Origin of the sequence: Desertimonas flava, from assembly GCF_003426815.1 — a bacterium.
GTDB classification, from domain to species: domain Bacteria; phylum Actinomycetota; class Acidimicrobiia; order Acidimicrobiales; family Ilumatobacteraceae; genus Desertimonas; species Desertimonas flava.
This window is the reverse complement of the sequence record NZ_QKYK01000002.1, coordinates 163,936-189,262: the sequence shown is the minus strand read 5'-3', so window position 1 is coordinate 189,262 and position 25,327 is coordinate 163,936. Positions and strand designations below refer to the sequence as shown.

Annotated in this window: 26 protein-coding genes; 9 read left to right on the top strand and 17 right to left on the bottom strand. The window is 71.4% G+C overall.

Features of this window, described 5'->3' with window-relative positions:
- Positions 1 to 4 precede the first annotated feature (4 nt).
- Positions 5 to 202: a ferredoxin gene (locus DN771_RS03510; protein WP_116995941.1), complete on the bottom strand. Its 198-nt coding sequence runs from the start codon at positions 200 to 202 to the stop codon at positions 5 to 7.
- Between the two features lie 215 nt (positions 203 to 417).
- Here DN771_RS03510 and DN771_RS03505 point away from each other — a divergent pair, with 215 nt between their 5' ends.
- Genes DN771_RS03505 through DN771_RS03485 form a run of 5 tightly spaced genes read left to right on the top strand, consistent with a single transcriptional unit; the run spans position 418 to position 5,389 of the window.
- Positions 418 to 1,068: a DedA family protein gene (locus tag DN771_RS03505; protein ID WP_162941484.1), complete on the top strand. Its 651-nt coding sequence runs from the start codon at positions 418 to 420 to the stop codon at positions 1,066 to 1,068.
- Positions 1,065 to 1,757: a mycofactocin biosynthesis peptidyl-dipeptidase MftE gene (gene mftE, locus DN771_RS03500; protein WP_116995939.1), complete on the top strand. Its 693-nt coding sequence runs from the start codon at positions 1,065 to 1,067 to the stop codon at positions 1,755 to 1,757. Before DN771_RS03505 ends, mftE begins: the two co-directional genes overlap by 4 nt.
- Positions 1,754 to 3,232, top strand: coding sequence for a mycofactocin biosynthesis glycosyltransferase MftF (gene mftF / locus DN771_RS03495; protein WP_116995938.1), 1,479 nt, complete (start codon positions 1,754 to 1,756; stop codon positions 3,230 to 3,232). Before mftE ends, mftF begins: the two co-directional genes overlap by 4 nt.
- Before the next feature lie 16 nt (positions 3,233 to 3,248).
- Positions 3,249 to 4,247, top strand: a complete 999-nt coding sequence (locus DN771_RS03490; RefSeq protein WP_116995937.1) for an alanine racemase — start codon at positions 3,249 to 3,251, stop codon at positions 4,245 to 4,247.
- On the top strand, positions 4,244 to 5,389 hold the full coding sequence (locus tag DN771_RS03485; RefSeq protein WP_116995936.1) for a DUF418 domain-containing protein: 1,146 nt from the start codon (positions 4,244 to 4,246) through the stop codon (positions 5,387 to 5,389). Before DN771_RS03490 ends, DN771_RS03485 begins: the two co-directional genes overlap by 4 nt.
- A 24-nt stretch (positions 5,390 to 5,413) precedes the next feature.
- On the opposite strand, the gene DN771_RS03480 is transcribed toward DN771_RS03485, so the two are convergent.
- The 5 genes from DN771_RS03480 to DN771_RS03460 form a co-directional block, all read right to left on the bottom strand.
- Positions 5,414 to 6,061: a TlpA family protein disulfide reductase gene (locus DN771_RS03480; RefSeq protein ID WP_162941483.1), complete on the bottom strand. Its 648-nt coding sequence runs from the start codon at positions 6,059 to 6,061 to the stop codon at positions 5,414 to 5,416.
- A 42-nt stretch (positions 6,062 to 6,103) separates the two neighbouring features.
- Entirely contained in the window at positions 6,104 to 7,003 is a 900-nt protein-coding gene (gene ypfJ / locus DN771_RS03475; RefSeq protein ID WP_116995934.1) for a KPN_02809 family neutral zinc metallopeptidase, read from the bottom strand.
- Positions 7,000 to 8,031: an ROK family protein gene (locus DN771_RS03470; protein ID WP_116995933.1), complete on the bottom strand. Its 1,032-nt coding sequence runs from the start codon at positions 8,029 to 8,031 to the stop codon at positions 7,000 to 7,002. Before DN771_RS03470 ends, ypfJ begins: the two co-directional genes overlap by 4 nt.
- Positions 8,032 to 8,061: 30 nt before the next feature.
- Positions 8,062 to 9,030 (bottom strand): isopenicillin N synthase family dioxygenase, encoded by a 969-nt coding sequence (locus DN771_RS03465; protein ID WP_116995932.1) that lies wholly within the window; start codon positions 9,028 to 9,030, stop codon positions 8,062 to 8,064.
- A gap of 103 nt (positions 9,031 to 9,133) precedes the next feature.
- Positions 9,134 to 10,255, bottom strand: coding sequence for a 1-aminocyclopropane-1-carboxylate deaminase/D-cysteine desulfhydrase (locus tag DN771_RS03460; protein ID WP_116995931.1), 1,122 nt, complete (start codon positions 10,253 to 10,255; stop codon positions 9,134 to 9,136).
- A gap of 62 nt (positions 10,256 to 10,317) precedes the next feature.
- Here DN771_RS03460 and ung point away from each other — a divergent pair, with 62 nt between their 5' ends.
- Positions 10,318 to 10,977: a uracil-DNA glycosylase gene (ung, locus tag DN771_RS03455; protein WP_116995930.1), complete on the top strand. Its 660-nt coding sequence runs from the start codon at positions 10,318 to 10,320 to the stop codon at positions 10,975 to 10,977.
- 47 nt (positions 10,978 to 11,024) lie between these two features.
- Here the strand turns inward: ung and DN771_RS03450 are convergent, their stop codons facing one another.
- The 8 genes from DN771_RS03450 to DN771_RS03415 all read right to left on the bottom strand — a co-directional run bounded on the left by DN771_RS03450 (position 11,025) and on the right by DN771_RS03415 (position 20,848).
- Positions 11,025 to 11,495: a hypothetical protein gene (locus DN771_RS03450; RefSeq protein WP_116995929.1), complete on the bottom strand. Its 471-nt coding sequence runs from the start codon at positions 11,493 to 11,495 to the stop codon at positions 11,025 to 11,027.
- 1 nt (position 11,496) lies between these two features.
- Entirely contained in the window at positions 11,497 to 13,020 is a 1,524-nt protein-coding gene (locus DN771_RS03445; protein WP_116995928.1) for a hypothetical protein, read from the bottom strand.
- A gap of 130 nt (positions 13,021 to 13,150) precedes the next feature.
- Positions 13,151 to 14,143, bottom strand: coding sequence for a ketopantoate reductase family protein (locus DN771_RS03440; protein WP_162941482.1), 993 nt, complete (start codon positions 14,141 to 14,143; stop codon positions 13,151 to 13,153).
- Positions 14,140 to 16,605, bottom strand: coding sequence for a glycoside hydrolase family 3 protein (locus DN771_RS03435; RefSeq protein WP_116995926.1), 2,466 nt, complete (start codon positions 16,603 to 16,605; stop codon positions 14,140 to 14,142). The genes DN771_RS03440 and DN771_RS03435 overlap by 4 nt, the downstream gene beginning before the upstream one ends.
- Before the next feature lie 26 nt (positions 16,606 to 16,631).
- On the bottom strand, positions 16,632 to 18,047 hold the full coding sequence (locus DN771_RS29175) for a hypothetical protein (protein WP_162941481.1): 1,416 nt from the start codon (positions 18,045 to 18,047) through the stop codon (positions 16,632 to 16,634).
- Positions 18,048 to 18,125: 78 nt separating this feature from the next.
- Positions 18,126 to 19,346: a winged helix DNA-binding domain-containing protein gene (locus tag DN771_RS03425; RefSeq protein ID WP_162941480.1), complete on the bottom strand. Its 1,221-nt coding sequence runs from the start codon at positions 19,344 to 19,346 to the stop codon at positions 18,126 to 18,128.
- 102 nt (positions 19,347 to 19,448) lie between these two features.
- Positions 19,449 to 20,363, bottom strand: a complete 915-nt coding sequence (locus DN771_RS03420) for an alpha/beta fold hydrolase (RefSeq protein WP_116995924.1) — start codon at positions 20,361 to 20,363, stop codon at positions 19,449 to 19,451.
- Positions 20,360 to 20,848 carry an SRPBCC family protein gene (locus DN771_RS03415; protein ID WP_162941479.1) on the bottom strand — a complete coding sequence of 163 codons (489 nt, stop codon included), beginning with the start codon at positions 20,846 to 20,848 and terminating at the stop codon, positions 20,360 to 20,362. Before DN771_RS03415 ends, DN771_RS03420 begins: the two co-directional genes overlap by 4 nt.
- Positions 20,849 to 20,917: 69 nt before the next feature.
- On the opposite strand from DN771_RS03415, the gene DN771_RS03410 reads away from it, so the two are divergent.
- Entirely contained in the window at positions 20,918 to 21,547 is a 630-nt protein-coding gene (locus tag DN771_RS03410) for a rhomboid family intramembrane serine protease (protein WP_205528397.1), read from the top strand.
- A gap of 43 nt (positions 21,548 to 21,590) precedes the next feature.
- Here the strand turns inward: DN771_RS03410 and DN771_RS03405 are convergent, their stop codons facing one another.
- Entirely contained in the window at positions 21,591 to 22,085 is a 495-nt protein-coding gene (locus DN771_RS03405; RefSeq protein ID WP_116995922.1) for a hypothetical protein, read from the bottom strand.
- A gap of 85 nt (positions 22,086 to 22,170) precedes the next feature.
- Entirely contained in the window at positions 22,171 to 22,593 is a 423-nt protein-coding gene (locus DN771_RS03400) for a MarR family winged helix-turn-helix transcriptional regulator (protein WP_420810918.1), read from the bottom strand.
- A 95-nt stretch (positions 22,594 to 22,688) separates the two neighbouring features.
- Between DN771_RS03400 and DN771_RS03395 the strand changes: the two genes are divergently transcribed.
- Positions 22,689 to 23,321, top strand: a complete 633-nt coding sequence (locus DN771_RS03395; RefSeq protein WP_116995920.1) for a TIGR03086 family metal-binding protein — start codon at positions 22,689 to 22,691, stop codon at positions 23,319 to 23,321.
- 64 nt (positions 23,322 to 23,385) lie between these two features.
- On the top strand, positions 23,386 to 23,775 hold the full coding sequence (locus DN771_RS03390) for a VOC family protein (RefSeq protein WP_116995919.1): 390 nt from the start codon (positions 23,386 to 23,388) through the stop codon (positions 23,773 to 23,775).
- Positions 23,776 to 23,815: 40 nt separating this feature from the next.
- Here DN771_RS03390 and DN771_RS03385 read toward each other — a convergent pair whose 3' ends face one another.
- Positions 23,816 to 25,231: a DUF2786 domain-containing protein gene (locus tag DN771_RS03385; RefSeq protein ID WP_116995918.1), complete on the bottom strand. Its 1,416-nt coding sequence runs from the start codon at positions 25,229 to 25,231 to the stop codon at positions 23,816 to 23,818.
- Between the last annotated feature and the right edge of the window lie 96 nt (positions 25,232 to 25,327).

Here is a 25,327-nt window from a genome sequence, read left to right as displayed (position 1 = left end):
CACGTCACTGCTCCTCGATCACGACGGCGAACTCCGGGCAGTTGGCGGCGGCGAGACGGGCCTTGTCCTCGAGGCCAGGGGGCACCTCACCCGTGCCGATGACGACCGCCTGCCCGTAGTCGTCGACGTCGAACAGCTCTGGAGCCAGCGCATAGCAACGGTTGTGACCCTGGCACTTCTCGGTGTCGACGGCGACCTTCATTGCGTTCCCCGGCCACGCAGGCCGTTCATGGCGTTCCCCGGCCGCGCAGGCCGCGAGGGCGGCATGCTCCGCCAGCGCTCCGCACATCTCGACCGCGAGTGCCGCGGGATGCTCGCTCCGCTCGCTGGTGCGATCTCATGGCCCGACTGTACGCCCGTCGCCGCCGGCCGTATCACCGGGGACGAGGGCCCGCCGCCGATAGCGTCCGGACGATCATGGTGTTGGCCAGCGTGATCTCCGACTTCACCGAGTGGCTCGACGACGTCGCGAGCAACTGGTGGTTCCTCTTCGTCATCTTCGCTGTCGCCCTGCTCGACTCGGTGGTCCCGGTCGTGCCGAGCGAGACGACCGTGATCCTCGGCGGCATCGCCGCCGGCCTCGGTGGCCGGCTCCCGCTCGTCATTCTCGCCGGCGCACTCGGTGCCTTCCTCGGCGACAACATGGCCTACGAGATCGGGAAGAGGTTCAGCGACCGGGTGCAGCGGTACGCCGGCCGCCGCCCGAAGTTCGGCGAGCGTCTCGAATGGGCGCGGGCGCAGATCCGTGCCCGCGGCGGTCCCCTGCTCATCACCGCCCGCTTCATCCCCGGCGGGCGTACCGCACTGACGATCACGTCCGGTGTCACGCGACAGCCGCGGCGGTGGTTCGCCGGCTGGATCGCCGCGGCGGCGATCATCTGGGCGACCTACGCGTCGCTGCTCGGCGCGATCGGCAAGGAGACGTTCAAGGACAACCACACGGCCGCCTTCCTGGTTGCGTTCGGCTCGGCGATCGCCGTCACCGTCGTCATCGAGGTCGTCCGCCATGTCCGCAACAGGGGCAAGGAGGCTGCTCCACCGGCGGTCGCCGACGCCTCGGCAGAATGAAGCTCGTCGAGCGTTCGAGCGCCGACGTCGCATCCCGGCCACCCGTCCTGGCGATTCCCGTCGGCTCGTGCGAACAACACGGACCGCATCTCCCGCTCGGCACCGACACGATGATCGCCGAAGCGCTCGCCGAGCGTCTCGCCGAACGGATCCCGGAGATCCTCGTCGGCCCGACGATCACCGTGTCGGCCAGTGGCGAGCACGCCGGATTCCCCGGGACCCTGTCGCTCGGCACCGAGGTGACGACCATGGTGCTGATCGAGCTGGCCCGCTCCGCCGACTGGGCCGCCGGGCTCGTGTTGGTCAACGGCCACGGCGGCAATGCGGCCGCCGTGCAGCGGGCGGTCGCCACCATCGAGGCCGAGGGTCGGCGGGTCGTGTCCTGGTGGCCGCAGATCGCCGGCGGAGACGCCCACGCCGGGACGGTCGAGACGTCGCTGATGCTCGCCCTGCGACCCGAGCTCGTGGTCACTGACCGACTGGAAATGGGCAACACCGAATCGCTCGCCGCGCTCGCGCCCCAGCTCAGGGCGGGTGGGGTGGCTGCGGTCAGCGCGAACGGTGTACTCGGGGACCCCCGGGATGCCACACTGAGCGCGGGCACATCCCTGCTCGACAAGATCACCGTCGATCTCGTCGCCACCGTTGAAGAGGCGATCCGGGTCGACTGGCCGCTGCCTCCACGATGAACCGCTTCTCCCTCGACCCGACGACCCGCACGGTCGGCGACGGCACCACCGTCATCGGCGGGTCGCCCCTGCGCCTGTTCCGGCTCACGGCCGCCGGACGGGCGATCTTCGACCGCATCGCCGCCGGCGACCCGGTCGAACCCTCCACGCTCACCGAGCGGCTCCTCGCCGCCGGGGCCATTCATCCGACGGTCGATCCCGACACCCCCCACCGCTTCGGGATCTCCGACGTCACGGTGGTGATCCCCACCCACGAGGACGAGCCGGCGCGGCTCTACGAGCTGCTGCGTCACTGTGCCGACACGGCCGGCGTGGTGTTCGTCGACGACGGGTCGGAGTCGCCGATCACCGGGGTCCGCGGGGCCCACGTCGTCCGCCTCCGCCACAACGGTGGCCCCGCCGCCGCCCGCAACGCCGGCTACCGCGGCGTGCAGACCCCGCTGGTGGCCTTCGTCGACAGCGACGTCGAGCTCCACAGCGGGTGGCTCGAACGCCTCGTCGCCCACTTCGACGACGACGCCGTGGGCTTCGTCGCGCCACGTGTGGCGAGCGGACCGGCGCTCGAAGGCGCCGACGTGGCGGTCGCCCGCTACGAGGAGCGGCATTCCCCCCTCGATCTCGGTCCCGATCCGGCCCGGATCGAGCGCGGGTCACGGGTCGCCTACGTCCCTGCCGCCGTGCTGGTGGTGCGCATGGCCGCGCTGCGCGAGATCGACGGGTTCGACGCCGACCTGCGCGTCGGTGAGGACGTCGACGCCGTCTGGCGGATGACCGACGCCGGATGGATCGGGCGCTACGAACCCGCCGTCGTCGTCGAGCACCGGCCGCGGCGCACCTGGAAGGAGCTGTCCGAGCAGCGCATCGCCTACGGCGAGTCGGCAGCCGCGCTCGGCACGCGTCACGGCAGTGCCGTCGCCCCGGTGCGCATGAGCCCCTGGAGCCTCGGGGTGTGGGGCCTGGCCGCCAGTGGGCACATGGTGTCGGCCGCCGGCGTGGCCGGCGGGACGGCGCTGGCGCTCATCCCCAAGCTGCGCGGCGTGCCCGCCACCGAATCGCTCCGGCTCGCCGGCACCGGCCATCTGGCCGCCGGAGGCTCGCTCGCCGCGGCCGTGCGGCGTACCTGGCTGCCCGTCGTGGGTCTCGGCGCCCTCGGTTCACGCCGGGCTCGACGCTTGGCCGCCGCCGCCATCGTGCCGGCGATGATCCACGGCGGTCCGGCCCGCCTGCTCGACGACTTCTCCTACGGGGTCGGGGTGTGGAAGGGCGTCATCACCCGGCGGCAGCTGTCGCCACTGCTACCCGCCCTGTCCGCATGGCCCGAGCGCCGTCCTGGGCGGCTGACGAACATCGCCCGACGGTTGCGGCGACGGTCCGAGGAGGTCGCCGAGTCGACCGGGCCGACGGCGGCGACCGACGCCACGCCGCCGACCGACACCGACGCGTTCGAGCTGACGCTCGAGGGCGAGTCGGCGTGACGCCGCACCCGGCGCCGTGACACTCAGCCTCCGGGTCGACTCCGCCACCTGGAAGGCCCACGTCGATTCAGTCGCCGGCGCGTACGCGCCGCTCGTTCCGGTGATCAAGGGCAACGGCTACGGGTTCGGCCGCGCCACGCTGGCCGGCATCGCCGGGCGGCTCGTCGCGTCACTGCCCGATCACGACCTGCCTCCCACGCTGGCGGTCGGTACGGTCCACGAGCTCGCCGACGTCGCCGATCGGGTCGGCGATGCCGCGCTGCTCGTGCTCACCCCGGTCGCTCCCGGGCAGATCTCGTTGCTCCATGGCATCCCCGCCATCGCCACCGTCGCGTCGCTCGCCGACGTCGCCGCCCTCGACGGCTGGCAGGGCCCGGTCCTCGTGAAACTGGCCTCGTCGATGCGACGGTTCGGGGCCACACCCGAGGAGCTGGAGGCCGTGGTGGAGCGGGCCTCGCGCGCCGGCCTCGGCGTGATCGGCGCGTCGATCCACCTCCCGCTGGCCGGCTCCGACGCCGACGGGATCGCCGAGATCGAGGCGTGGTTGCCGGTCGTCGAGTCCCACCTCGGTGCGGCCCGGCAGCTCTGGGTCAGCCACCTCGGTCCCGACGCTCACGCCGCGCTGGTCCGGCAGCACTCCTCCTGGCTCTTCCCGATGCGGGTGGGGACACGCCTCTGGCACGGCGACAAGTCGGCGCTGCACCTCACCACCGACGTCCTCCTCACCCGCCCCATCGCCGGCGGCGACCTCGCCGGTTATCACGCGACCGCGGCCCCGACCGACGGCACCATCGTCGTCGTCGGTGCCGGGACCGCCCACGGGGTCGCTCCCCTCGCCGACGGTCGCAGCCCGTTCCATTTCGCCCGACGCCGCCTCACTCTCCTGGAGCCACCCCACATGCACAGCTCCACGCTGTTCGTCCCGACGGGTGACGACGTGCCCCCGATCGGCCAAGCTGTCGACGTGCAACGCCCGCTGATCTCGATCGCCGCCGACGAAGTGGTCTGGACATGAGCGCGGTGACCGCACCGCCCGCAGCGCCGATGGAGCCCGAGATCCCGGCGCTGCCCGCCCAGCCGCTGGCCGCCGGCGGCGAGCGCCTCATCGGGCCCGACGTCGTCCGGGCCGTCGCCCTCATCGGCGTCGTGCTGATGAACTTCCACGGCTACCTCATCAACCTCGGCGGTGAGAGGTCCCGCAACTTCTGGGGCCGCGTGTTCGATCCCTGGACCGGCCCGCTCGGCACCAGGTTCGCCGCCACGTTCGTGCTCACGGCAGGCGTGGGAGTCACGCTGCTCACCCGCAGGTCGATCGGCAATCCCGCCGCCGTCGCCGCCAAGCGCTGGACGCTGATGCGCCGCGGGCTGCTGCTGTACGGGTTCGGGCTGATCTTCTACGAGATCTGGGCGGGGTCGATCCTGCCGTACTACGGCGCGATGTTCTTCCTCGCCGCGTTCATGTTCACGCTGCCATCCCTCGCCCTCGCCGGCATCGGTGTGGCTGCCGCGTTCATCGGCTGGGGCATCCACTGGTGGGGTCTCGAACGGGCGGAGGGTTCGCCGACGTGGCTGTACAACCCCGGCCACGGGTCGCCGCGCGGCCTGCTGTTCAACGTCTTCGTCAACGGCACGCACCCACTGTTCCCGTGGCTGGCGTTCTTCTGCGCCGGGCTGATCCTCGGTCGGGTGTTGCGCACGCAGTGGTGGCAACCGATCTGCATCATCGGCGGCATCACGCTGTTCGGCTTCGCCCGCGTGCTGTCGGACACGCTCACCCAGGAGACGGCCGGGCCGTTGTCGCAGGCGATCTGGACCGACGACCCGTTCGACCGCGGTCTGCTGTATACGGCCAGCGCCCTCGGCACGTCACTCGCCGCGTTCGGCGTGATCTACGCCATCGCCACGGCCTGCTCGAAATCGGCGATCGTCAAGCTCCTCGCCCACGCCGGGCAGATGAGCCTCACGCTGTACGTCCTGCACGCCCTCGTCTTCAACTTCGTCGTGCGCTGGATGGGCTGGGTCGAGCCGGCCGGCCTCGACCTGGCGCTCACCTTCGCCCTCGTCTACTGGGTCATCGCCATCGCCGCCGGATCGGTGTGGCACCGCCGGTTCGGCATCGGCCCCGTCGAGTGGGTGTACCGCAAACTGGGCAACTGAGATTCTCCGAGATAGTGCCAGGCACTATCTCGGAGTCGTCGGTTCGGCGGCGAGGGCGGCATCGATCTGCGCCATCAGCGTCTCGATCGACATCTCGCCCGACCCCCGCCACACCAGCGTCCCGGCCGAGGACACGAGCACGAACATCGGGAACGAGATGCCGCCGTAGGCCAACAGCCCGCTGCCCTGGCCGTCGTCGGCGATCACCGGCCACCGCCAGTCGGCGTCCGATACCAGCCACTCGGCCGGCGGGAAGTTCTCCCTCGTCGGGTCGGCGCCCACGCTGATGCCGACGACGCGCAGCTGCTTGGGCGCCTCGGAGGCCCGGCGCCATTTGGCGAGGACGTCGACCATGACGTTGCAGTGCGGGCACCAGTGGCTGATCAGCACGACGAGCGTGGGCCCCTGGGTCGCCGGATCGATCGTGACCGGCCGGCCGTCGTAGTCGGCACCGGCCACCACGGGCACGGCGAGACCAACCGCCGTATCGGGCTCGGCGCCCGACTGCATGTTCTCGCTGTACAGCGGCAGTGGCGATCCCGTCACGGTGACGGTGCCGAACAAGATGTCGTCCGGCGGAACGGTGGCACTCGCCGAGGACGCGAACATCGCGGTCGCGGCGAGGATCACAGCGGCGCAGGCCGCGACGAGGGAGCGTTGTGGGCGCGTCACGCCAGCGAGGCTATTGGGCGCGACGTCTCCGCCGCGTCGGGATCACGTCAGCCAGGAGCGGGGATCACATTCGGCCGGATCGCCGGTCGTGTAACCCGTCTTGAACGCAGTCTGGCGCTGCTCGGACGTGCCGTGCGTGTACGTCTCCGGGTTCGTCCGGCCTTGCGTCTGCATCTGGATGCGGTCGTCGCCGACCGCACCGGCGGCGTTGATCGCCTCGTTGATCTCGCCCTCTTCGAACAGCGGCAGGCCGTTGCGGTCCTCGCGCTGGGCGGCGTCCTGCGCCCACACGCCGGCGTAGCAGTCGGCCTGCAGCTCGACGAGCACCGACCACTGGTTCTCGGTGCCCTGAAAGTCGGACGGAGGCTGATTCTGCCCGGTGAGGTTCTGCACGTGGTGGCCGAACTCGTGGGCCACGATGTACTGCGCGGCGAGGTCTCCCGTCGCGCCGAACTGGTCCTGCAACTGGACGAGGAAGTCGAGATCGAAGTACACGTACCGGTCGGCCGGGCAGTAGAACGGCCCGGTCTGCGACGATGCCGTCCCGCACCCCGTGGCGACGCTTCCGGAGAAGAACACCATGTCGGTGTCGTCGAACTCGCTGCCGAACGCACTGGGATACTCCCGCTCCCAGAAGTCCTGGACATCCTCGTTGGCCCCGCACAGCGTCTGCTCGAGGTCGCTCTCACACGTGTCGTCGTCCCCCGTCGCCACCTCGCCCCCGCCTCCCCCGGTCAGGTTGCTGGTGCTCCCGCCGAACAGCTTCGGGAGGAAGATGATGGCGGCCACGATCAGCAGGCCGATCAACCCGCCGCCGCTCTTCATCGGCAGTCCGAGGCCGCCTCCGCCCCCGCCCAGTCCGGGGAAGGCGAGTCCACCGCCGCCGCCCTGACCGCGCCGGTCCTGCACCCGGCTGCTGTCGGTACTGCGAATCCTCGTCATGATGCTGCCCTCCGTTCAGCAGCCGCGGCCTGCCTGGCCTTGGCCCGATCGCGCTGCCAGCCGCGGATGCCGACCGCGCCCGCCCCGATGAGCGAACCGCGGTCGCCGAGACGGGTCGGCGTGATGCGTGCGTGCCGACTGTAGGGCAAGCGCGCATCGGTGCTGAGCTCTTCCTGCGCGGCGTTGAAGAACGTCGCCGCGAACCCCAGCGCCACGCTGCCCCCGACGACCACCAGCTCGAGGTCGAGGAGGTTGCACAGCGACGCCGCCGCCCGGCCGACGAGGCGCCCGGTGCGCTGCATGATCTCGTAGGTGGGTTCGGTGGGCGAGCGTCCGGTGATCGCCTCGATGGCCAGTCCCGAGGCCTCCGCCTCGAGGCACCCTCGGGCGCCGCAGCCGCACCGGCGGCCGTTCGGCTCGACGGTGATGTGGCCCACGTGGCCAGCGTTCGACGAGGCGCCGTCGAGGAGTTCGCCGTCGAGCACGATGCCGCCGCCGACACCCGTGGAGACGCTGATGACGCAGTAGTTGTCGTAGCCCTTGGCGGCGCCCTTCCAGCCCTCGCCGAGAGCCAGCGCCTTGCCGTCGAGATCTCCGTACACCCGCTTCGACGTCAGCTCCCGCAGGCGCTCACGCAGCGGGAACTCGCGCCACGCCGGGAGGTTGACGGGCGAAACCGTCTCACAATTGAGCGTGATCGGTCCCGAGCTGCCGATGCCGACCGCGGCGACCCGCAGCTCGTGCTTGTCGGCGAGCTCGAGCTGCTGCTCGACGATGGTTGCGAGGTTGGTGAAGTGGGCCTCGGCCGTTCCGTCGGGGTTGACCTCCGCCACCGAGCGGTCGACGAGCTCGCCCTTCGTCGACACGAGTCCAGCGGCGAACCGCGAGCCGCTGATGTCGACGGCGAGGACGGCCGGGGCGAACGGCTTCGGCGGCTCGAGCGCCTCGGTCGGATCACCGCCGTCGTCGGGCTCGGCGATGACGTCGAGCCGGTTCTCGTCGGCGTCGGAGAACGCGCCGTCAGACATCGGCGCCCGAGATCGGGGACGGGAGCGATGTCATAGCCGCCGGGCGTCCTCGACCAGGTTGATCTGGTAGAGCACCTCGTCGAGCGCGTCGGCGGCACTGAGCGCGTGGAAACGCTGCGGTGTCTCGGGCGTACAGCAGCTGGGCACCGGCGACAGGATCGTCCACGGCCGCGGATGGCAGAACTGCACCACGCTGTAGCGCTCGCCCTCGTAGCCAGGGGCGGCGACGACGCGATGCCAGCCGATCGGGATGCGACCATTGGTCAGGCGTTCCAGCATGATGCCGGTGTTGATGATGACCTGCCCGTCAGGGGCGACGGCGTCGACCCATTCGCCGTCCACCTTGACCTGGAGCCCCGGCGCCGTGGCGCGAGGCAGGGCGGTGATCAGGTTGATGTCGCCGTGCTCGGCCGCCCACACGTGGGTCCCGCCGGCCGGGGCCTCCTGCATCGCCGGATACCGGATGGCCCGCGTGAGGGTGGGCCCGGAGTCGACCATCTCGTCGAAGAACGTCTCGTGGCAGCCGATGCCCTCGGCGATGATCCGCAGGAAGCGGCGCTGGAGGTCGGCGATCGTGTCGTGGAACTCGTAGAGCAGCTTGGAGATGCCGGGCACGACGTCGTCGGGGAGCACCTGATCGGGATACGCCGCCGGGAACTTGCGCTTCAGCGGGTGACCCGGCTCGATCGGGGTCGACCAGTTGAGCATCTCCTTCCAGTCGGGCTGATCGCTCGACGCCGCGGTCTCGACCAGCACGCCGGTGTAGCCCGTCTGGCCGTGCGCGCCGGGCACATTCGAACGCTGCTTGTCCTCGAGCGGCGCGGTGAAGAACTCCTGGAGCATCCCGTACGCCGTGTCGAGGAGGTCGCCCGACAGGTCGTGGCGAGTCAGCACGAACCCCGTCTCGAGGCTTCGCCGCACACCGTCGACCACCGCCCGGCGCTGCGACGTGTCACCGCGCTCGAACGCCAGGAGATCGACCTCGAGAATCTCGCTCATTCCTCCAGGATATTCCCATCGGCAGAGCCGATCATGTGTGCCGATTGCCCTCTCTGGGGCGGCCATCTCGGCGACGGTCGCCACCGCGACGGCCGCTGGGGGATCACCCGGGGTGCGGTGCGCCGCCGGTGGTGAACAGCGCGGGCAGACCACCCGTGTGGATGAACACCACCTCGTCGCCGGGACCCCACCTTCCGGCCACGGCATTGCCGAGCAGCCCGGCGAAGCCCTTGCCGCTGTAGGTGCGATCGAGCAGCCAGCCGCCGTGCACCGCTGCCCAGCGGATCGCCTCGTCGCCGGCGGCCGAGGGCGCGGCGTAGTCGTCGCCCAGCCAACGACCGTCGAGCTCGACGTCGTCCGCGGTGATGCCGGCCGACGCGGCGACGCCGTCGGCGCCGAGCAGTTCGAGCGCCTCGCCGGCGAGCTCGGCGATGTCGGGGTGGCCGACCACGACGCCCTTGGCGACGCCGATCGCCAGCACGGGTGGTGTGTTCGTTGCTCCGAGCGCCCGCAGCAGCGCCCGACCGGCGACGAGCCCGGCGTGCGTGCCGCCGCTCGACGAGGTGTGCACTACGGCGGCCGGGCGAATGCCGGCATCGAGCAGTTGGGAGACGAGCTCGACGTAGCCGGCGACGTAGCCCAGCGCCCCGGTCGGCGTGCTTCCCCCGATCGGAATCGAGTGCGGCCTGGCCCCTTCGGCCTGCAGCTCGTCGGTGAGCTGCTCCCGGGCGATCTCGAGCTCGCCCCAGTGCGTCGGCGGGCACCCCACGTAGTGCATCTGGGCGCCGAACAGGCCGGCGAGCAGCTGGTTGCCCTCGGCGTGGGGCGGACGGTCGCCGGACACGACGAGGTGCACGTCGAGGCCGAGGACGGCGCCCGCGGCGGCGGTGATTCGACAGTGATTGGACTGGTCGGCCCCGACCGTGATCAGCGAACGCGCCCCGGCGCGGAGGGCCTCGCCACAGAGGAACTCCAGCTTGCGCACCTTGTTGCCGCCGGCGCCGAGCCCGGTGAGATCGTCGCGCTTCACCCACAACCGTGCACCGCCGGGGAGCCCCGGGCCGCGTTCGAGTGGCGTTGGCAGCGTGCCGAGCACGGACCGGGGCAGGGGCTCGAGCAGGGCGAGGGCTCGCTCGATCGCTCTCCTCGATTCGTCCGCTTCGACTCCGACTCGTTCCTCGTCTGAATCCACTCCTACTTCGACTCGTTCCTCGTCTGACGCCATCGTCCGGCGATCGTACGTGGCGACCCCGGGTTCGACGCCGTCACCGTGCCAATCTGGGTGGCGTGCCTGTCACCGACTGGAACCCCGTGCTGCGCGCCGAGCTCGCCAAGCCGTACTGGGGCCCGCTTCAGGAGTTCGTGCGCGCCGAGCGGGAGCGGCATCCGGTGTACCCGCCACACGACCAGGTCTTCGCCGCCCTGCACCTCACGCCCTACGCCGACACCAGGGTCGTCATCCTCGGTCAGGATCCGTATCACGGTCCCCGCCAGGCCCACGGTCTGTGCTTCTCGGTGAGCGACGGTGTGCCGCCGCCGCCCTCGCTGGTCAACATCTACAAGGAACTGCGGGACGACCTCGGCATCGAACCGCCCCGGTCGGGCAACCTGGAATCGTGGGCCCGGCAGGGCGTCCTGCTCCTCAACACCACGCTCACCGTGCGCGGCGGCGCTGCCGCGTCGCATCAGGGCAAGGGCTGGGAGACGTTCACCGACGAGGTCATCCGCGCCGTGAACGCCAAACCACACCCCGTCGTGTTCATCCTGTGGGGCGGACACGCGCGCAAGAAGAAGGCACTCGTCGACACCGGGCGCCACACGATCATCGAGTCGGCCCACCCGTCACCATTGTCGGCGCACAACGGCTTCTTCGGCTCGAAGCCGTTCTCTCGCACCAACGCTGCGCTCGAGGCCGCTGGCCTCCCCCCGATCGACTGGCGCCTCTGAACCTCCCGCACGACCTGACGGTTGGTGCCCTGGCACCAACCGTGAGGTCACGCACCTCGACGCGGTCCGCCGAGCCGGATCGGTGCGAGGGCCGCAAGGACGACCGCACCGGTCGCCACGGCGATCGCCGCCAGCTGCCACGTCGGCGACGTGATCGACGCCGTGTCCGCGGACCGGTGCGTCGCCAGCGCAGCGGCCAGGGCGGCCGCCGCGACCACGGCGTGCCAGCGCCGGAGCCGCAGCGGCCAGAACGCCGCGGTGATCGCCGTGACGATGACGAGCGCACGAAGCCAGCGCAGTCCGTCGGGGAGCCAGTTGGGGGTGATCTCCATGTCGCGGATCGCCTCCAGCCGCTCGGCGAGGCGGCCGATGCGGTAGGGCCGGCGGCCGACACGCACGACCGGTTGGGTCACGAGCCAGACCGACATCCACGGCAGTATCCGCCAGACCGCGACGACGACCCGCTCGAGCACACCCGTGCCGAGCCAGCGAGCGGCCAGGGGGCCGGTGCCCGGCAAGTCAGCCGGGGGTCACCGTCGCAATGACGGTCCCGATGGGTTCGTTGGCCGAGAACAGCCCGCCGCCTTCGGTGACGACCACCACCGCACGGCCGGCCTCGACGCGGGCGCTCTCGCCGCACTGACTGAACGGCGAACCGAAGCCTGAGTCCTCGCCGCCGCCGACGTACATCGCGCAGGACCACTCGTCCTCGACCCCGTCGACCTCGACGGACACGGTGGCCGGACCCTCGACGGCGAAGACGGCGATGCGCCCGTTGCCGGACGGGGTGATGACGGACTGGCCCGGAGGCGCCGTCGACGCTCCGGCACCGGCCAGGGTGGCGAGCGTCTCGTAGAAGCCGTCCGAGCTGTCCTCGAAGACGAAGTAACCAGCCACCTCGGCGAGACCTGCCGCCGTCACGGCATCGGTGATCGTCGGGGCGATCGTGCCGAGCACCGATTCGAGCAGGGAGACGCGCCATCCGCCGTCCTCGTTGACGGTGACGAAGCGGATGCCCGCCCAGCCGAGCTCGGGGAGCACGCTGAGCGGGTCGAGGATCGTCGGCGTGTCGAACAGGCAGCCGCCGCTCTCCTCGTACTCCCCGTCCTCGTGCAGCACCCGGTAGTCACCGCATTCGCCACTGACGTTCAGGGTGGTGTCGAGCTGACTGTCGAAGCTGTCGCCCCCGGTCACCAGCGCCGTCCAGTCGACCACCTCGACCACGGCACGGTCGTCGGTCTGCTCGACGACCTGCATGCGTTCCGGCGTCAGGGTGAGATCGTAGGGCTGCGCCGCCTCGAGCAGGGCGGCTCCGATGTTGCCGCCGAAGTCGCCGACCAGTCCGGACTCGTAGCCGGTGAGGGCGGCCGACACCGCGGCGACGTCCTTGGCCGACACCGCGGCGAGCAATGCCGCCACGGCCGCATCCGGTGTCGCCGCCGGGGCAACGCCCGGCGCGGCCGAGACGTAGGTGGGTGCGTCGCCGGCGCTGCGCCGGCCGATCTCCGCCGCGGTGTAGAGCGCCGAGACGAACCAGGCATCGCCCTCGCGCACCACAGCGATGCCGAGATCGTCGAACACCGGCTCCAGCTCGAGGCCGGCGCCGGAGAAGTCGGCCTGCGAGAGATCGACGGCGAGGGCGGCGTCGGCCGCCGCCATGTCGATGTCGACGTCGACGCCGACGGATTCGGTGGTGACCCAGGCGACGTCGTCGGCGAGCTGCTCGACCGTCAGTGGCGTCGCCTGGATGTCGATGTGCAGGGCGAGCAGGAGGGCGTCGATGTCCACTCCGCCGGCCGATTCTGCCGCTGCCCCACTGCGGTCGTAGATCGTCTTGACGAGAGAACGCTCGGCCGGCTCGAGCACGGCGAGCAGACCGAGCGGGTCGGACGCACGGGCAGCGTCGAGGAACTCCTGCACGGCGGCGTCGGGCGAACCCATGCCGCCGGCCGACGGGGCGTCGGCCGCTACCGCTGCAGCGGTGGTGGGCAACGGAGCGACTGCGAGTGCGACGGCGACCGCCCCACCGATGGCCTTGTTCACCCCGCCGAGTATGTCAGAGCCACGTTCAGCACCGAGTCCGTGGCCCACGCCTGCGGACCGGATGCGATGAAGTGCCGACGCCACGCGCTCACTCGGTGCGCCTGGTCGGCACTTCATCCCGCGCGCCGAGTCAGAGGACGGTTCGGAGGGCGGCGAGGACGTCGCTGATGGTCATCGAGCCGGGGCCGGCACCCGTGGCGGCGGCCGTGCGGACGGCGTGTTGCAGCCACTCGTTCACCGGCGTGGGCACGCCGTGCAGACGTCCGTGCATCACGATCTCGCCGTTGAGGTAGTCGGTCTCGACACCGGTGCCGCGGGCCAGGCTCTGCCAGGTCGACCCGCCGGGCCGGTCGGCGCCGTTGACCGGGGCGATGGTCATCAGGTCACCGCGGCGGGCGACGTCGTCCTGCCGGGACACCACATCGATCCCCGCCGCGGCGGTGACGCGCTCGCACTCGGCGCTGACGAGGCGGATCACCTCGACGGTCTCGTCGGATCCGGCGGTGAGCGCACCGGTGAGCGCCTCGACGGCGTTGAGGCAGTTGCTGAACAACTTGCGCCACTTCCACGCCATCACGTCCGGGCGCGCCTCGGAATCGAAGGTCGCGCCGGCGAACGCCGCGGAGACCTCCTTGGCGGTGTCGTCGACGCCGGCGGGGTAGCGACCGACGTCGAGGATGCCGGTGATCGGCGCCGAGCTCGCCTGCACGATCCCGGGCTCGAGGTGCAGCGCCGGAAGCATCACCGGAACGCCGTACACGTCGGGGAACCAGCGCAGCACCGCCGCCTCGTTCGCCACGCCGTTCTGCAGGCAGACGACCGGGACCGGGTTGGCCGCGGCCGCGGCGATCGACTGGCACGCGCCGGCCGTGTCCTGGCTCTTCGTCGCCAGCAACACGACGTCACCCGGCTCCGCACCCAGCCCGATGGTCGACACGTCATCGGTGACGGGGAGGGGCACGGTGACCGCGCGCTCGGGGGTCTCGAGGCGGAGACCGCGGGCGGCGATGGCGTCGCGGTTGGCGCCGCGGGCGACGAGGACGACGTCGTGGCCGGCCTCGGCGAGGCAGACCCCGATCGTGCCACCGACTCCGCCGGCTCCGAAGATCACGAAGCGGGTCACGCCGCGACCTCGAACGTGTGGGCGAGGCTGTGGTCCCGCGACGAGCGCCCCACGACCACACGGTATTCCCCCGGCTCGACCAGCCAGCCGGTGCCGTCCACCCAGCGGCTGAACACCCTCGTCGGCAGTTCGATCGTGACCCGTTCCGACTCCCCCGGGCCGAGGTCGACCTTGGCGAACCCGGCGAGCGTGCGCGGTGGTCGCGCCGGGTCGGCGGCGGACGGTGACTCGACGTACACCTGCACGACCTCGGTCCCCGACCACGTCCCGTCGTTGGTGACGTCGACGCTGACGGTGGCCCCGTCGACGGGCGACCCGGTGACCCCGGCAGGAGCGATGGTGAACGTCGTGTAGCTCAGACCGTGGCCGAAGGGGAACAGCGGCTCGACGCCGTTGCGGTCGTACCAGCGGTGCCCGACGAGCGGACCTTCGCCGTAGACGGCTTTGCCGCCACGGGCCGGGTACCAGCGCGCGGCCGGGGTCTCGTCGAGCGATCGGGGGAACGTGATCGGGAGGCGACCGCCGGGATCGGTCTCGGCGGTCAGCACGTCGGCGAGGGCGTCGCCGAGCTCCTGGCCGGGGAACCACACGTGGAGCACGGTGGGCACGTCGTCCAGCCACGGCATGGCGACCGGTGAACCGGCGTTGATCACGACGACGGTGTTCGGGTTCGCCGCGGCGACGGCGGCGACCAGCTCGTCCTGGCGGCCGGGGAGCGAGATCGTCGTGCGGTCCTCGCCCTCGGTCTCCCAGAAGTCGTCGGTGCCGACGATGACGACGGCGACGTCGGCAGCCCGCGCCGTGGCAACGGCCCGCTCGATGGGATCGCCCTCGGGCACGGCTCGGGCACCGACGACGAGGCCGCGCACCCGCTGGCCCACGGCGACCGGGTAGTCGACCTGCAACTGGTACTCGCGGCCGGCATCGAGTTCGACGGTGGCGCGGATCTCGGCGCTTCCCATGCCGAAGAAGGCACCTCCGGTCACCCCGTCGTCGACGGCGACGACCACCTCGCCGTCGAGCCGGACGGCCGACGGCCCGACCGAGTAGACGCCGACCTCCCAAGGGCCGCCGACGTCGGGGCGCAGCGTCCCGGTGATGGTGGCGCCGAACGTCGGCCCGTCGAAGACGTCCTCGCCGTCGGGCCCGTCCGGCGGCTGGTCCCAGTACCAGGTGAGGCGGTTGGCCGTGGTGGTGACCGAGCGGCCGGCGTCGTCGAAGTACTCGACGGTGAAGTCGCCGTGGAGCACCGGTAGGTACTTGGCGATCCATCCGCCGGTCTCGAAGTCCGTGTCGTAGCCGCGTGCCCGGAGGGCCTCGAGTGGGCCGCGACGCTTCTCGGCGCGAACGCGGGCACTGCCCCCGCCCTGGACGCGACCGAACTCGGCGTTGGGTCCGATGAGGGCCACCTTCGGGCTCGCCGCGCCCGACGCCGCCGGCAGGGGCAGCGTGCGGCGCTCGTTCTTGAGCAGCACCATCGCCGCGGCCGCGGCGCGGCGGATCACGTCGTGGGTCTCCTCATCGGTGTCGTGCACCTCTGTCGTGCCGGTGCCGCCGGCGTCGACCCATTCGGCGAGGGCGAGGATCCGGGCCACGGCGCGGTCGAGGTCGGCCTCGGTGCATTCCCCGGCGGCGACCGCCGCCAGGAGCTTCTCGCCCCGCTCGATCGGCGGTCCGGGCATCTCGATGTCGAGACCGGCCAGCAGGGACTCGGCCGCGCTGTGGCAGCCGAACCAGTCGCTGACGACGACGCCGTCGAATCCCCACTCGTCGCGGAGCACGGTGGTGAGCAGCCAGGGATGCTCGCTGCAGAACGTGCCGTTCAAGCGGTTGTAGGCGCTCATCACCGCCCGCGCCTCCGCCCGCCCGACGACGGCCTCGAACGGCGGCAGGTAGACCTCGCGCAGCGTGGCCTCGTCGACCTCCGACGAGATCGTCATCCGCTCCTGCTCGGTGTCGTTGGCGACGAGGTGCTTGACGCACGCGGCGACCCGCGCCCGCCCCGGCACCTCGGCCTGGAGGCCCGCCACGTAGGCGACGGCGATCTCCGAGGTGAGGACCGGGTCTTCGCTGTAGCACTCGAAGTTGCGACCGCCGACCGGCGTGCGCTGCAGGTTGACGGTGGGCCCGAGGACGACGTGGGCGCTCTTCGTGCGGGCTTCGCGAGCGAGGGCGAGGCCGATCTCGCGGACGAGCTCCACGTCGAAGGTCGCTCCGAGCGCGGCGCCGCAGGGGAACGACGCCGACGACGGCCCGGTCCACGACGTGCCGCGGATGCCCGCTGGCCCATCGGACATGCGGATGGCCGGCACGGGCGGGGACTCGGACGACGCCGTGCGCCAGGTGTCGTCGCCGGCGAGCAACGCCACCTTCTGTTCGAGCGTGAGGGCATCGAGTACGGCGGCGACGCGAGCGTCGGCTCGGTCCTCGGTAGGACCGGCAGCGGGGTGGGGGGAGGCCATCGACGCCGACGGTAGCAACCGATCGCTCAGCCGGAACGTTCCTCGTGGGGTTGCCGACGACGCCGGCCGGCCGAGACCAGGCTGACGACTGAGCCGATGGCGAACAGCACCGCTCCTGCTCGGATCACCGGGCGGGCCGCCCCACCGGTGACGGCGATGCCGGGGGGCGGCTGAGGCGACGGCTCGTCGGGCGGAACGGAGCCGACCGACCCCGGCGGCCCGTCGGACGACGGCGGAGCGCTGGGCTCGACCGGTTCCGACGTCGTGGTGACCACCGTGGTCGGCGCGCTGGTCGGCGCGCTCGTCGACGGGGTCGTTGGCTCGGCGATCGGCGCGCTCGTCGATGTCGACGTGGCCGGCAGTGTCGGTGGGCTCGTGTCCGGAACGGTCGTCGGCGACGGCGCCGTGCTGGTCGAGGTCGCCGTCATGGTCGAAGTCGTCATGGTCGTCCGGACGACTGTCGACGCCGTGGTCGGGGTGGTCGATGTGGCCGGAGCTGTCGTGGCCGGAGCAGTCGTGGTCGGAGCTGTCGCGGTCGATGTGCTGGGACGTGTCGTGGTCGTGGTGGTCGTCGTCGTGCTGGTGGTCGTGGCCGGCGGTGCCGCCGGGAACACGTGGGTTGCCGACAGCGCGGCCGGCGTGCCGGCGAGGGCGAAGCGCTGGGCACCCGGTGCGCTCAGCTCGATCGAGCGCCCGGGCCCGACCGCCGAGGCGGTCAGCGTGCGACCATCGATCGACCCGGCGGCCGACACGTCGACCGTGGCGACACCCCCGTCGTCGGTGTCGGCCGTCGCCTGCCACGCTGCGCCGCCCGCCGCCGCCGACAGCTCGAACGTCACGGGTCGTCCACTGATCGCGCCGGCCGGGCCGTCGAGCCGGACGGAGGCCGCGCCATCCACGACGACGAGGTCCGACATCGTCCACGGACCCCGACGACGCAGCGCCTCGTCGACGAACCTGGCGGCGGCGGACTCGATGTCGGTTCGGCGGCCGGCGCCGGCGACCTCGACGACGATCGTCCCGGGCGTCACGATCACGCCGCCGTCGGGGCGCTGCGAACCGATCAAGCCCCAGACGGCGACCGCCATCCCCGCGGCGGCGACATCGGACGGCCCTGCGCCGTCGAGGTACCGCCACGTCAGGTAGTCGAGGGCGCCGTTGTTCACGGCATTGGCGCTCAGCTGGTAGTCGGCGGACGTGGAGTGGGACACGTTGGCCTGGATGCACAGGCCGAGTGCGGCGGAACCGTCGTCGAGGGCGAAGCGGTGGACGCCGATCCCGGCCACGCCGTAGCCGTTGACGGTCAGCCGCCCGCCCAGCGCGGCCGCGGTCACGCCCGGGGTGTACTCGCCGACGATCGCCGCCGCGCCGGCATCACCAGGCAAGCCCACCGCGGCGACCGAGGCGAGACAGAGTCCGGCGGCGAGGCGGGCGACGCTCATACCGGCCCGGGGCGCGTCGGCGGCCCCGGAACGGAGATGAATTCTCGGCGACCGGGCCGATCGGCGCGATCGGCGCGGTCAGTCTCCGGCCAGTGCGCGTTCGAGGGGATTGGCGAACCGCGGGGTGACCCGGACGCCGTCCATCCACTCGCTGAGACGATGGGCGGCCTCGTCGACGAGCGCCGCGACAGGACCGTCGAGCGACTCGAGCGCCTTCCACACCACGAGTCCTCCGGCTCGTTGGGTCCACGGCCCGACCGCGGCCCCGTCGACGAGCACCATCGGCCCCGAGTTCCCGTTCCGGTCGAACAGCGCCGCACCGTGGGCGCCGAGGATCCAGTCGCGTTCCTTCCACCCCATCAGCGCCGGGTCGAGGCCCGGCACGAGCGCCACGGCAGGATCGTCCGCCGGGTTCGCGGTGTCGTCGAGGTCGTCGGCGAGGGCGAACCCCGCGACCGGCTCGGCGCCGGGAGCCGGCTCCACGGTGACCGGTACCGCCGCGATTCCGGCGAGGGCCGCGCGGACTTCTCCGCGCGTCCACTTGCCCCACCACGCGATGTCGGCCAGCGTCCCCGGCCCGTAGGTGCGCAGCCAGCGGGCCACGAGGAGGCGGCGGGCCTCGGACGGTTCGATCGGAGGCCACGGGTGCTGGCCGGAGGCGATGCCGAACCACTCGTCGAAGGGCGCCCAGCGGTACTGGCTGGACAGCCACGATCCGAGCGGGCGGGCGCGGGTGGTGTGGTTCTCGATGGCCAGCAGGAACAGCACCCGGCTCGCCGCGCCGATCTCGGCGGCGTACGCACCAGTCCCCCACCGGAGCCGCATCTGGAGATGGGGCACGAGCGGGGTGACGTCGCGGGCTGCCATCGGCTCGGCGCCGCGCAGGACGGCGAGGACGGCGTCGTAGGCGTCGTCGATCCACCGTTCGCCGTCGGTGGCGATGCCCTGTGCCTCGGCGGCCCGGGCGACGCGCTGCCGCTCGCGGACGACCAGCGAGCGGGTCGCCGCGGCGTCGACCAGCCCGCCGAGATCGAGCGGAACGACGAACATCGTGCGGCGCATCCCGAGCATGCGGATCAGCGAGCGCTGCTCGTACATCTCGTGCTCGAAGCGGGCGACCGTGAACCCTCCGACGCGGCTGTACAGCGACAGCACCACCGTGGCCGGGTCGCTGGAGTGCAGGCCGACGAGCCCCTCGGCCACGTCGGTGATCGAGCGAGCCGTGCCGGTGAGGTGGTGACGGGCCACGAGGCGGCGCCGTCGCTCGGCGATGTCGAAGTGGCGCACCGGCATCGTCATCGGCCGGAACGTACCGTCAACGACCGGTGATTCGAGCATCACGCGCCGGCGCTCGCCACCCGATCTGCCGCGGACAGTGCCGCGTCCCGGGCCGGCGGGGCGTCAACCGGTGGCGAAGTCGGCGAGCAGTGCGGCGAGCTCGACCGGTGTGTCGCCCTGCACACTGTGGCCGGCCTCGGCGACGTGCTCGACACGCGCCGACGGGAGGCGGCGAAGCAGCTCGGCCTCGTCGGCGTCGTCGACGACCGACTGCGGGCGCATCCCGCGCACGAGCATCACCGGCGCGGTGATCGCCGACAGGGCCTCCCACAGCACCGACGACGCGTCGACCTCGCTGGTCTCGGCGAGATCGCCATCACCGTGGCGGCGGTAGCGCCAGCGCCACGAGCCGTCATCGAGCTGTTCGGCGTTGTGGAGGATGCCCCGGCGCAACGACGCCTCGGTACGTGTCGGGTTGTGCTCGATCGTGCGGGCGAGGAGCTCGTCGAAGCTCGGGAACGTCGGCGGTCCACGCACGAAGTCGGTGATCGCCTTGGCCTTCTCACTGTTCACGCCAGGCGTGATGTCGATCAGTGCCAGCCGCCGGACCAGGTGCGGGTGGGCGGCGGTGAGGGCGATCGACGTCATACCACCGAGCGACATGCCGACGAGGAGATCGGCGTCGGGCGCCAGGGCCTCGATGGCCACGGCGGCGTCGTCGGCGAGCGACTCGGCTCGATGCCGCCCCGGGGTCAGCGACACGGCGTCGGAATGTCCGTGGCCCGGCAGGTCGATGGCGACGAGGGGACGACCGAGGGCGAGGGCGACCGTATCCCACGTGTGGGCGTTCTGGGCACCGCCGTGCAGGAACACCATCTCGGCCGGGGCGTCACCCCACACGAGGGCGCTGATCGTGCGTCCGTCGGGGAGCTCCGCGCGGTCGCGCCGCACGAGCGGCGGGCCGTCGTAGGCGATCCCGTACTCCGCCGCGTTGTCGGCGAAGTAGGCGAACTCGTCGTACGCGACGCGGTCGGTCACGCTCCACCTCCGAAGTGATCGACGACGTTGGCGACCGACCTGGCGACGTTGGCGACGTGGCCCTTCGGGTAACCCATGAGCTTGACGACGAGCGGGATGCGCGCCGTCGATTGGTCGTAGGTCTCGGTCACCCTGGTGCCGCCGGACCCGTCGGGCTCGAGCTCCCACCGCCAGCGGTGGCCACCGAGGTGCGACCACGCGATGACGCGATTGCGGTCGAACTCGACCACCTTGTTGGTCATCCGGTAGGCGATCGGACCGCGACGCATCTTCATCCGGAACGAGCTCTCGGCCTCGAGCAGGTCGGGGCCGCTGACGCGGCCGCGCACCGACTCGTCACCACTGATCTCGGCGTGATTGGCGGGCGAACGGACGAAGTCGAACACCGCCTCGGGCGGCGCGGCGACGACCGCCGTGGCGCTGGCGGTGGTGTCGGTGAGGGTGGTGGTCACACCGTCGGGCGCCGGCTGGTGGTTGGGGGCCATCGACTCATTCAAACAGCCGCCCGTCCGGGCGAACGGATCGTCCGTCGTGCGACATGCGATCATGGATCGGTGACCCTCCCCACGACGGCCGCCGGCGAGACTCCCGAACGTCCCCGACTCGTCGAGTTCGCACCGGGCATCGTGGCCGTCGGCGTGATGCTCGCCGTGATGTGGGGCACCGAACTGATCGACCTGCTCCCCGGCACCTCGTTCAACCGGTGGGGCATCCGGCCCCGGTCCGTCCGCGGCCTGTTCGGCATCGTGTTCGCTCCGTTCCTCCATGTCGACTTCCGGCACCTCATCGGCAACACGATCCCGTTCGGCATCCTCGGGGCGGCGATCGCCCTCGGTGGCACCCGACAGTTCGTCGAGGTCACCATCGCCGTCGGCGTGGTCAGTGGACTCGGGGTGTGGCTCTTCGGTGCCTCCAACAGCATCCACCTCGGCGCCAGCGGTCTGGTGTTCGGCTACATCACCTACCTCGTGTCTCGCGGCGTGTTCGCCAGGAAGGCGATGTGGATCGGCGGCGGCATCATCGTCTTGATGTTCTACGGCGGCTCGCTGCTGTGGGGTCTCGTGCCGACGTCCCGCATGTCGTGGCAGGGCCATCTGTTCGGGGCCGTCGGCGGCGTCGTCGCCGCCTGGATGCTCCACGGCGACCACGACTTCGACGACGAGTCCCCGACGACGACGCCGTAGCGCCCCACGCGGCGCGCACCGCCGGCCCAATGCGGCCAGCGGATCACCGAGCTGGTCGTGAAGGTTCGACGCCCGGCCTGGCGGGAATCCACGGGCCGCACGAACCCTCGACGACGACCGGTCGGTGACCGCCCGGCTTGGCGTGGTCGTACAGGCACGCTCGGTACCGAATGCTCGCCGCCTCCGGGAGACTGCTCTCACCGAACGACCGGCACGTGTCGGTGCCCCAGCTGTTGTAGTGGTTGGGCTGCGAGATCCAGTTCTGATGGACCCTGAGCTGCCAACGCAGGCCGACGGAGTAGCCGTCCGGTCGGATGTCGCACAGGGAGAACACGTCGCCCTTGGTCTCGAACGTGGCGAAGCCGTGGCTGCTCCCGCCGATCTGGGCATGCGATGCGGGATACTCGCCGGCGGAAACCCCCGACCCGCCGATCAGTGCCGGCACTGCCGTGGCCGACGCGGCCAGGGCGAGCGCCGGCAGGATGCGAATGCGTCGCTTGGCTCGGCGGGTGCTGGTGAGGGATGTCGTCGCTGTCATGTCGCCTCCTGTGATGCGTCTCTGAGGCGACGGTACGAAGCTCCGGTCGCGGGGGCCATCCCTCGATTGCGGGGTTCGGCGGCCTCTACGAGCTCTCCCGAGCGAGGTTGCGGGCGGCCCGGCGTTCGTCGGTGAACTGCCGCAGGACGCGGAGGAAGGCGCTGCGGTCCGCCGCCGAGAGCCGGCCGAGCCACCGCTCCTCACCCCGTTGGATCTCGGCCTGGGTGGCGTCCTTGACAGCGCGACCGGCGTCGGTGACGGCGAGGAGCCGCACGCGCCGGTCGTCGGGGTCGGGACGTCGCTCGATGTAGCCGAGCGCCTGCAGCTCGTCGAGCGTGGGGATGATCCGGGTCTTGTCGGCCCCGATCGCCTCGGCCAGCGCCGCCTGGGAGCGCATCGGCGAACGATCGAGCGCGAGCAGCACGCTGTAGGCCCACATGCTGATGCCGTTCGCCGCGAGGATCGGCAACTCGGCGTCGATCAGCTCGCGCACCAGCGGGGCGAGCATGGCGGCGAGGTCGGGCCGAGTGTCGGAGGCTCGTTTCGTCGCCACGTCGGAATCGTAGCGTTGACAGATCATAGGCAGCTGCTTACTATCTGCGTATGCGTACGACTACGGACGTCCGACCGTTCCACCGGATCGCCGTCCTCACCTCGATCAAGATCGTCGACCAGATCACCCGTGACGATCTCCACCACGCGACGCCCTGTGCCGGCTGGGATCTCGGCGATCTCCTCGCCCACATGACCGTGCAGCACCGCGGGTTCGCAGCCGCGGCTCGCGGCGCCGGCGCCGACCTCGCCGTCTGGGACGTCGACACCGTCAGCGAGGCGGTGGCGGTGAGCCCTGCCGCGACGTATGCCGCGGCCGCCCGCGACGTCGTCGACGCGTTCGCCGCCGACGGGACGATGGAAGCGAAGTTCGCCCTGCCCGAGTTCGGGCCGGACGTCGTCGTTCCCGGCGCGCTGGCCATGGGGTTCCACTTCATCGACTACGTCGTGCACGGCTGGGATGTCGCTCGATCGATCGACGTCGACTTCCAGTTGCCGGCCGACGTCATCGCCGCCGCCGAGCCGATCGCCTTCGCCGTGCCCGACGACGCATCTCGCCGCACCCCCCGGTCGCCGTTCCGGACGGCGCTCGACTCGCCCCGCGGCAGCAGCCGGCTCGACCGGATCCTCGCCCACCTCGGCCGCTCCCCCGCCTGGGTCCCCCGGCCAGTCCGGTGCGCTTGAGCAGATCGGAGAGCCGCGTCTTTCCGGACAGGAACTGTCCGCAAAGAGGTTTAACGTGCGGCCCATGACCACCACCGAGGCCGATACCACCACGCCCGCCGTCGACGCGCTCACGGGCATCGTCATCGACTGCGCCAACCCGCCGGCGTTGGCCGCGTTCTACAGCTCGATCACCGGATGGACGGTGCGCGAGTCCGATCCCTCCTGGGCCACGGTCGTGACGCCCAACGGCCTCGTCCTGTCGTTCCAGCATGTCGAGGAGTACGTCGCTCCGCAGTGGCCGAGCACGAACCCGCCCCAGCAGTTCCATCTCGACTTCGACGTCGTCGACCTCGACGTGGGTGAGCAGCGTGTCCTCGCCCTCGGCGCCCGCAAGGCCGAGCATCAGCCGGGCACGACGTTCCGGGTCTTCCTCGACCCCGAGGGCCACCCGTTCTGCCTCTGCCTCCCGTGACGCTGACGGCGCGGCGCTGGCGTCCCGGCCCGAGTCGAGCTCAGCGCCGTGGCGCCGGCGCTGGGATCGATGTCGGCGCACCGGCCTCTCGGCGCCGCACGGCACGATTGAGCTCGGCACGGTCGGCGGCCTGACCGCCGCGGTCCCACCCGAGGCGGTCATATGAGCGTCCACCCAGCCGGGCAGAGGTCGTCGCGCCGATCTGCTCGGCGATCTCCCCGTCGATCGCCTCGCTCCGGGCGACGAGGACCGGGAGCAGACCGGCGCCCGCCGCCGTCCCGGCGCCCGGAGGCAATGGGATGCCACCCGTCGGCGATCGGTGCGACGCGACGTCCTCCGCTGAGCGATTGACCGATTCGAGTCGCTCGCCGATGCGGCCGGCGTACCCGAACAGGAAGGCCCGCTTGAACGAGGCGCCGCGCACGTGGCTGCCGGTGGGAGCCGTCGCCGCCTCGGCCCGCATCGCCGCCTGCGACTGCACGAGCAACGAGGTGTACAGCAGCTCGACCGCAGCGAGGTCGTCGGCGAATCCGAACACGCTGTACAGCCCGAGGTCGCCGTGCTGCACCACCTTGCATCGCGAGCTCGTGGCGACGACACCCAGAAGGAGAGCCTTCTCCTTGGCGTATGGGTCGTCGACAGCGAGCCGAATCGACGACGGTCGCTCGCTGCGGCCGCCCCGTGACCACAAGAGCGCGCTGTCGATGGAGTGCTTGGCCATCAACTCCTGTGCCTTGGCCGTGAACGTCTCGGCCTCGGCCTCGAACGTGGTCGACTCGGCCTGAGCCAGGAGGGCCCGGACTCTGAGGAGCATGGGGTCCTCGACCGCGTCCCCACCCGGCGACGCGTCATGCCGCTGCCAGTCACGCGGATCGCTGCCTGGCGGCGGCACCGTGATCGGCAGCCGGCCGAGCTTGCCGAGCAGGCCGATGAGGTCCGTGACGACATGGATCGCCCTCGCTGGCCCGATCTTCTCGGCCGCGAGCGCCCGCGACAGCCAACCGATCTCGACGTCGGTGTGGCCCTCCGGCGCGGCCGTGGCGGCGTCGGCGTACCAGCGCGGATGCAACTCGGCCGCCGAGCGACCTGCGAGATCGACTGCGATGGCAGCCGCGACGACGCGGCCGTACGCCGCGTTGCTGCGACGAGCGTGACGAACGAGCTCACTCGGCAGCCAGCCCCGCTCCCAGGCGGCAGCGACGAATGCCGCGATGTCGGTCTCGGCGATGTCGACCACGGAGCCGGGATCGACATCGTTCAGGGCGAGCACCGACAGCACGTACTGGTTCGACGTCTCGCCGCGTATCAGCCCGGCCGCCGACCAGATCGTGCGCCGCAGGCGTCGAGCCTCATCGGGACGTGGCGAGCTGTCGGGCGGTCGCGGTCGTTGCGCGTTGGTACGGGCAGCCCGGCGACGGGCCTTCTCTTGGCGTCGTTGACGGTTCCTCGATCCCATGGCCCGACCCTAGAGATGGGGTGTCACAGTCACGCGGGGTCTCGAACTGTCATGGTTCGTCGCGCCCAGCGCGACGAACCATGACAGCTCAGCGCC

What these genes read in the sequence shown, in the direction of transcription:
- DN771_RS03485 (WP_116995936.1), top strand. Translation starts at nt 4,244, where the DNA reads ATGAGCGCGGTGACCGCACCGCCCGCAGCGCCGATGGAGCCCGAGATC.
- DN771_RS03400 (WP_420810918.1), bottom strand. Translation starts at nt 22,593, where the DNA reads ATGCTCGCCCCGCTGGTGCGCGAGCTGATCGACGCCGAGTTGCCGATC.
- DN771_RS03385 (WP_116995918.1), bottom strand. Translation starts at nt 25,231, where the DNA reads ATGGGATCGAGGAACCGTCAACGACGCCAAGAGAAGGCCCGTCGCCGG.
- mftE (WP_116995939.1), top strand. Translation starts at nt 1,065, where the DNA reads ATGAAGCTCGTCGAGCGTTCGAGCGCCGACGTCGCATCCCGGCCACCC.
- DN771_RS03390 (WP_116995919.1), top strand. Translation starts at nt 23,386, where the DNA reads ATGACCACCACCGAGGCCGATACCACCACGCCCGCCGTCGACGCGCTC.
- DN771_RS03415 (WP_162941479.1), bottom strand. Translation starts at nt 20,848, where the DNA reads ATGGCCCCCAACCACCAGCCGGCGCCCGACGGTGTGACCACCACCCTC.
- DN771_RS29175 (WP_162941481.1), bottom strand. Translation starts at nt 18,047, where the DNA reads ATGAGCGTCGCCCGCCTCGCCGCCGGACTCTGTCTCGCCTCGGTCGCC.
- DN771_RS03505 (WP_162941484.1), top strand. Translation starts at nt 418, where the DNA reads ATGGTGTTGGCCAGCGTGATCTCCGACTTCACCGAGTGGCTCGACGAC.
- DN771_RS03395 (WP_116995920.1), top strand. Translation starts at nt 22,689, where the DNA reads ATGCGTACGACTACGGACGTCCGACCGTTCCACCGGATCGCCGTCCTC.
- DN771_RS03470 (WP_116995933.1), bottom strand. Translation starts at nt 8,031, where the DNA reads ATGTCTGACGGCGCGTTCTCCGACGCCGACGAGAACCGGCTCGACGTC.
- DN771_RS03435 (WP_116995926.1), bottom strand. Translation starts at nt 16,605, where the DNA reads ATGGCCTCCCCCCACCCCGCTGCCGGTCCTACCGAGGACCGAGCCGAC.
- mftF (WP_116995938.1), top strand. Translation starts at nt 1,754, where the DNA reads ATGAACCGCTTCTCCCTCGACCCGACGACCCGCACGGTCGGCGACGGC.
- DN771_RS03405 (WP_116995922.1), bottom strand. Translation starts at nt 22,085, where the DNA reads ATGACAGCGACGACATCCCTCACCAGCACCCGCCGAGCCAAGCGACGC.
- ypfJ (WP_116995934.1), bottom strand. Translation starts at nt 7,003, where the DNA reads ATGACGAGGATTCGCAGTACCGACAGCAGCCGGGTGCAGGACCGGCGC.
- DN771_RS03465 (WP_116995932.1), bottom strand. Translation starts at nt 9,030, where the DNA reads ATGAGCGAGATTCTCGAGGTCGATCTCCTGGCGTTCGAGCGCGGTGAC.
- DN771_RS03460 (WP_116995931.1), bottom strand. Translation starts at nt 10,255, where the DNA reads ATGGCGTCAGACGAGGAACGAGTCGAAGTAGGAGTGGATTCAGACGAG.
- DN771_RS03425 (WP_162941480.1), bottom strand. Translation starts at nt 19,346, where the DNA reads ATGACGATGCCGGTGCGCCACTTCGACATCGCCGAGCGACGGCGCCGC.
- DN771_RS03510 (WP_116995941.1), bottom strand. Translation starts at nt 202, where the DNA reads ATGAAGGTCGCCGTCGACACCGAGAAGTGCCAGGGTCACAACCGTTGC.